Origin of the sequence: Peptoniphilus sp. BV3C26 (assembly GCF_000478985.1) — a bacterium.
GTDB classification, from domain to species: Bacteria; Bacillota; Clostridia; order Tissierellales; family Peptoniphilaceae; genus Peptoniphilus_B; species Peptoniphilus_B koenoeneniae.
In genome coordinates this window covers 1-7,369 of record NZ_AWXB01000045.1, presented here as the reverse complement: position 1 = coordinate 7,369, position 7,369 = coordinate 1, and the positions used below count along the sequence as shown (strand labels likewise).

The following is a 7,369-nucleotide window of genomic DNA, read 5'->3' as shown; positions in this document are numbered from 1 at the left end:
CACAGGAAAAAGCACAACTACACAGGCGAGTTCAGAAAATACTGTAAAAGATACAAGTGATTCTGAAACGAAAGAGAAATATATTCGCTATCCTAATAAGCTGACACCGAAAGCTCCTGCCAATAACAATCAGGATTCATCTATGGACGGGACAAGTAAGACTGTAAATACTAATAAGGGAGTAGCTTCTGTTCCATCAAAGGCAAGAGGAACCGTTACGGAAAATAAGGATAATGCGAACAAGGATTATTCGATTCATCATGGAGATAGCGGTGATAAGAGAGAAACGGATATGTATTCAGCGGATGCAAGACAGTTTGTTACCTTTACAACTAAAAATGGTAAGACTTTTCATTTAATCATTAACCATGATGAGGATAGCGAAAATGTCATGCTCCTAACAGAAGTATCTGAAGATGATCTTCTTAATATGGTTGAGAAAAAAGAAGCTCCGAAACAGGAAATTACAAAGGAAGAACCTGAAAAAGAAGAATCTAAGCCAGTAAAAAAAGAAGAAAGCAGCAATATGGGAACCTACTTAATTCTCATTCTTGTAGTAGCAGGAGCATTAGGTGCAGGATATTATTTTAAGGTCGTTAAGAAAAAGGAAGATAAGGAGCTTGAAGGCTTTGAGGAGGAAGATGATGATTTCTTTTCAGAAGCGGAAGAAAGCGAAAATGAAGTAGATGAAGCAGAAACAGAAGATAAGGAAGATGATGATTTGGAATAAATTTGCACCCAAAACTATCTCATATTTGGTGCAAAACACAGGGCGAGAGAGTAAAATCTTTCGCCCTTTTATATTGAAAAACAGGAGGAAAAATATAGATGAAACTTGTAATTGCTGAAAAGCCAAGTGTTGCAATCTCTATTGCAAAAGTGATTGGAGCTACAAAAAAGAAAGACGGATACTATGAGGGAAACGGATACAAGGTAAGTTGGTGTGTTGGACACTTAATTAAAATGGCAAATCCAGAAAGCTACGATGAAAGGTACGCAAAGTGGAATATGGCTGATTTACCGATTATTCCAAAAGAATATAAGTATGAGATTGCAAAGTCCACAAAGAAACAATTTACGATTCTTAAAAAGCTCATGGACGATAAGGACATAGACATCGTGATAAATGCTTGCGATGCAGGGCGTGAGGGAGAAGCAATCTTCAGGCTTGTCTACAATCAGGCAAATTGTAAAAAGAAGATGAAACGCCTTTGGATTTCATCAATGGAAGATAGTGCCATAAAAGAGGGTTTTGATAACCTGAAAGACGGAAGTTTTTACGATAATCTATTCGAATCATCACAAGCAAGGGCGATTGCAGATTGGCTTGTGGGAATGAATTTAAGCAGACTCTATTCGTGTCTATACAAGCAAAATTACAGTGTGGGAAGAGTTCAAACACCTACCCTTGCCATGATTGTAAATAGAGATGATGAGATAGCAAATTTTAAGAAAGAAAAATATTTTACAGTCGAACTTTCTATGAATGGTTTTACACTATCAACAGAGAGAATTGATGATGAGGTTGCTGCTGAACAGCTAATCAATTTAGTTGGCGATAAGATAGGAATTACCGATGTTATTCAAAAGGAAAAGATAACAAAGCCTGATTTGCCTTTTGACCTTACAACACTTCAAAGAGAGTGCAATAAGTATTTTGGATATAGTGCCAAGCAAACACTTGATTATGCACAGAGCCTATACGAGAAAAAACTGATTACCTATCCAAGAACAGACAGCAGATGCTTAACGGAAGATATGATTGTAAGTACGGTTAATAACATTTTAGGGAAAAATGATTTTGATACAGAGCGTATTAAGACGGTATTTAACTCTGAAAAGGTTACGGATCATCATGCTATTATCCCGACAATCAGTTCCTTAAAAGAAGATGTTTCAGAACTTCCTTTAAGTGAAGCTAAAGTTTACTTCCTTATATCCGATAAATTCCACGCAAGTGTGGGCTATCCTTTAGTGGAAAATACAACGAAGATTGTAGCTGAATTCGATAGCTTTACTTTTACAAGCTCAGGTAAGACAATTAAAGATGAAGGTTTTACAAAATATCTTAAAGAATATAAGTCTAAGAAAAATGAAGATATGGTACTTCCTGATGTGAACATTGGTGATGTATTGAGCATTGAAAACAAGGAAATAAAAGAAAAGTACACAACACCACCGAAACACTTTACTGAAGATACGCTTTTGAAAGCAATGGAAGTGGCTGGTAATGATGCACTGGAAAAAGGTGTAGAGGTCGAGCGAAAAGGACTTGGAACACCTGCAACAAGAGCAGGGATTATTGAAAACTTAATTTTCAAAGGATTTATTGAGAGAGATAAGAAAAACCTTATTGCTACACATAAGGGAATCAGCCTTGTAACGATTGTAGCTGGTACCTTTAAATCCGCAGAAACAACAGCAAAGTGGGAAATGGAGTTATCGGATATTGCACAGGGAAAATCATCAAAGAAAAATTTTTTAGAGGCAATTGAAACTGAGATAAAAGAAGTGGTTTCAACTTATAGCAAGTAAGATGGCACTTATTTTAAGATGGAAAAAATGCCCTAAAAATGCTATAATATAAGATAATCAATGTAATGATTGAGAGGTGATTATGTGTCTAAAATAAATGTTGAAGGTTCAGAAATCAGCATTATTGCCATAGATAATAGGGATTACATTTCTTTAACAGATATGGTTAGAAATATTGAGAACGGATCTGCTTTAATAGAAAAATGGCTTAGAAACAAGAACACAATAGAGTTTTTAGGTATTTGGGAAGAAATGTATAATACCAATTTTAATTCCCCCGAATTCGAGGGAATTAAAAATGAAGCAGGATTTAACCGATTTATTTTATCTGTTAAGCAGTGGGTAGAAAAAACGAATTCTATCGGTATAGTTGCGAGAGCAGGAAGATATGGCGGAACTTATGCTCACAAAGATATAGCATTTGAGTTTGCTTCTTGGGTATCTCCATACTTTAAATTGTATTTGATTAAGGAATTTGAACGCTTAAAGGAAGAAGAACAAAAGAAGTTAGGCTGGGATATAAAAAGGAATTTGGCAAAAATCAATTATAGGATTCATACAGATGCCATTAAAAATAAGCTTGTACCCGAAAAACTTTCAAAAGAAAAAATCAACTTTATTTATGCAAGTGAGGCGGATATTCTTAATGTTTCTTTGTTTGGAATAACAGCGAAAGAATGGCGTGATGAAAATCCGGATTTAAAAGGGAATATTAGAGATTATGCAGATATATCGCAGCTTGTATGCCTTTCTAATCTTGAAAATCTTAATGCGGTATTTATAAATGAGGGCATGAGTCAATCTGAAAGACTGGAAAAACTAAATTCAATAGCAATTGAACAGATGAAAATATTATCAGAGAGTGAATCAATTAAAAAGTTGAAATAAAAGGATAATATCAATATGTAGTACAAAGGTGATTAGAGTAAAATCTAACCGCCTTTTTTCATGCAAAAAAGAAGGAGGTAAACATGCGAATAAATGATTTTCATAACATTTTGGAGCTAATAAAACAAGATATTCTGCAGAGTGAAGCAGAGTATCTGAAGCTCTTAAAGGTTGTCGGAAACAATCAGAGGTACGACTTTAGAAGTCAGCTAAGTATTTATGACAAAAATCCTGAAGCGACAGCTTGTGCCAAGTTTGACTATTGGAGGGAACGCTTTAATCGAACTGTTATGAGGGGACAGAAAGGTATCCCCATTTTAGAGGACTATGGCACATATAAAAAGGTGGACTATATCTTTGATATAAGTCAAACCGTTTCCAAAAACAGAGATGTCAATGAGGTAAATCTTTGGAGATTTGATAAAGAAGCTCACAAAGATGTATTAAAAGAAATGATAAAAGCTGAAGGCTATGAAGAAATCGAAAGCACCTTAGAAAACATCTTTTCTTTAAGCAGGCTCTACGGAGATAAAAAAATAGATAGCCTGATGAATGAGCTTAGAATATCTGATGAGGACAGAATAGCCTTTACCAAGTTTGTGAGGAACTCAGTGAGCTATGCAGTAGCTGCAAGATTTAAGTTAGACTATCCTATGGATAAGGAGCTGTTAAAAGAAAACTTTGCAAGGCTTGACAGCATTTCTCTTATGAGCCTTGGAGAAACGGTGTCGGATATTAGCGGAAATATAATTGATGCAACCATTCAAAAAAGTAAAGAGTTAGAGCTTCAAAAAGAAGTGTTAAGAGGTAAAGAAGCAGGATATAATAAAATAAAAGCAGAATTAGAGGAGGTAGAAGAAAATGTACTTCGACGAGATGATCAGGAAAGAATTAGTGAAAACGAGCGAATTTTCCGAAATGGAGAGTACGGACGAGATAATAGAGAAAATCAAAGAGAATACACTGAATCAGTTAGAGGAGGACATGGACTTTATGAGAGAATATCCGAATCCGACTTACGCAGTGATGAGGCTGGATTATCTTTCAAACAGCGAGGAGCAGAGCCACTTCGAGATGTTAGTGGATCTATACAAGGAGAAGAAGCTGATAGGACACCTGATGGATATTCAGAAACAGGCAATAGAGTTTATGAGAGCAGAGAAGCCGAAACTGATGATAGCTTGGAAGATAGAGGACGAGAGCCATCCGCAGTACAAAGCGATGATTTCAGCTCTCAAAGAAATGACAATCAAGGAAGTAGTGGAAATCTAAAAGAAAATACGGATAAAGAGATAAGAGAAGCTGACAAGGCTTCTTTTTCTTTGCCTGAAAACAGCTTAGGACAGATTAAACTTACAATACCTCTTGCCCAAAATGATATTGACAGTATTCTTGTAAACGGTGGAAACCATGAGGGCGAAAGACTTCCTATTATTGCTGAATTTTCCAAAGGAAAAACAGTAGAAGAATTAGGAGAATACCTTAAAGATACCTTTAGAGGCGGAAACGGTTTATTTCTTAATGGAGCAGAAGTATCTTCCTGGTATTCGGATAAAGGTATTCATTTAGCTTATGGAACTTCTGCAAGAGAAGATATGACGCAAATTTTAAGCTGGAGTAATGCTGCAAGAAGAATCAATGAACTTTTGGAAAATGGAGAGTTTGCAACAAATGTAGAGCTTTTGGAAGCACAGGACTATGAAAGAGATAGAGTTTCAGAATCCTTATGGTATCTATACCACGATTTAAGTGAAGAAGGGAAAGCACAAGGCTATTTTGACTTTATAGAAAGAGGTGGTGGCTTTCCGAAAGAAACAAGACAGTTATCGGAAGCTCTTAAAAATCCTGACTATCTAAAGAATGTTATTTCCGAGTACAGTCGCTTTTTGACAGGATATAAAGAAAACAAAGATGTACTAAGGTTTCATTATCACAAGGTAGATAGCCTTTACCAGAGATTAGAGGAGCTTGCAATTCCGAGAAAGGAATATATCTCTAACTTAACCGAACTTCCAAAGGTACATGGCTTTATTACAGAAGATGAAGTCCTTGCTACGATTTCAAGAGGAAGTGGAGTCGATAAAGGGAAAGAGCAAATTATTAAGTTTTTCAAAGAAAATCATATCTTGCAGGAAAAAGCGAATTTCCTAAAAGATGAATATGGAATTGGCGGAGGCTCTCATGCTGTTTCAGGCGAAAGAGGAAGCGGAGAATGGCACGATGCAAAGGGACTTAAATTACAGAAAAATCATTGTAATGATGTATTTCTTACTTGGTCAAATGTAGCAAAGCATATAGACGAGCTGCTTTCAAAAAATCTTTATCTTGAAGAAAAGGACATTGAAAGAAAGGATGAGATAGAAGAACAAAAAGAGCCAAGTTATTATTCTAAAGATGATCCAAATAATCTAATGACTGATGAAATGCTTGAGAAAGTTCCTGAGCTTTATGCACAGGAAGATGTAGCCTTAGCAGACAAACAGGTTCATGCAGCATATATCATTCCATTTAGAAGCAACTGGACTTGGTATATGACGGAGTACGATAGAGAAAGCAAAGACGCTTTTGGACTTGTTTTAGGAATTGAACCTGAATGGGGATATTTTAATCTTGAGGAGCTAAAGGAATTAAATGCCCAAAGGCTCATTTTAGAGGATTTTCCAAAGACCTTTAGAGAACTTAAAGACAGTGAACTTAAAAAGCAGATGGATGAGCAGGAGCTTCACCATGTCTTTAACGGAGAACTTAGCTTTGAGGAGAATATTACAGACCTTGAAGCACCTGAAGAAGTAGAAGAAAGAATACAAGCAGAACCTTTTCAGGCTACCTTATTAGATTATCTAAAGGAAAAAGAAGAAGTAGAGCTTAACGAAAAAGAGGACAGCCCTTCAGATGAGTTTGCAGTTCAAGAAGGCGATATTATCTATTTTAATCATGAGGAGTACAGAGTAAGAGAGCTTTCTAAAAATCAAATCACAGGAAGAAATGACTTATGGCTTGATCCTATAAGACAAGGTAATCATCAAATACCGATTATAGCCTTTACGGATAATGAGGATTTATTAAGACAAATAAGTCTTGAAAGACCTGACTTTATCATCGGTGATGAAGTGAAATACAAGGATAAAGACTATACCATCACAAGATTTGATGATATGGGGAATAATCTAAAGACCGTAACGGTTAAGGATAATACCGAATATCTTGGCGGTATGATTACAGGCTCCGATGTAATTCCTTATCGTAAGGAAAGTGAGCTTGATAGAATCTTTGAAAATATGACCAATGAGAAGCCCGAAAAGACTTTTAAGGAAGCAGAAATAAAGAAAAATGAGGCTCACAATTTCAAGATTGCAGAAGAAACGATCCCTGCAAAGTTATCTCCAAGTGAGAGATTAAACAATAATCTTGAAGCAATCTCTATGCTTAATAGGATTGAAAGTGGAGAACGAGAGCTTGATATTACAGCTCAGGAAGTTTTAGCAAAATATGTAGGCTGGGGTGGATTATCTGAAGTCTTTGATGAAAGTAAGGATGGACAGTGGAAAGAGGCAAGAGCCTTCTTAAAGGAAAATCTATCGCCATCAGAATATGAAGCTGCAAGAGAATCTACCCTAACGAGTTTTTACACACCGAAAGCAGTCATTGACGGAATATATAAGACGCTTTCAGGTATGGGATTTAAACAGGGAAATATCCTTGAACCGTCAATGGGTGTTGGGAACTTTATCGGTAATCTACCTGATGAAATGAGTAAGTCAAAATTTTATGGTGTGGAACTTGATTCGGTAAGCGGGCGTATTGGAAAACTCTTATATCCTGAAAGTGATATACAGGTTAAGGGGCTTGAAGAAACTTCCTTTTCCAATAACTTCTTTGATGTAGCAATCGGAAATGTTCCATTTGGAGAGTATAAGGTAAATGACAGGGAATACAATCGTAATAA

Annotated in this window: 3 protein-coding genes and 1 pseudogene; all 4 read left to right on the top strand. The window is 36.1% G+C overall.

Going from position 1 to position 7,369, the window contains the following annotated elements; all coding sequences use genetic code 11:
- The coding region (locus HMPREF1253_RS05080) for a CD1107 family mobile element protein (RefSeq protein ID WP_023055691.1) at positions 1–730 on the top strand (730 nt) is incomplete at its 5' end.
- Between the two features lie 98 nt (positions 731–828).
- Positions 829–2,535, top strand: a complete 1,707-nt coding sequence (locus tag HMPREF1253_RS05075) for a DNA topoisomerase 3 (RefSeq protein ID WP_007894717.1) — start codon at positions 829–831, stop codon at positions 2,533–2,535.
- An 84-nt stretch (positions 2,536–2,619) separates the two neighbouring features.
- Positions 2,620–3,423: a KilA-N domain-containing protein gene (locus HMPREF1253_RS05070; RefSeq protein ID WP_002843620.1), complete on the top strand. Its 804-nt coding sequence runs from the start codon at positions 2,620–2,622 to the stop codon at positions 3,421–3,423.
- Between the two features lie 83 nt (positions 3,424–3,506).
- Positions 3,507–7,369, top strand: a pseudogene (locus HMPREF1253_RS05065) (helicase); the annotation flags it as partial.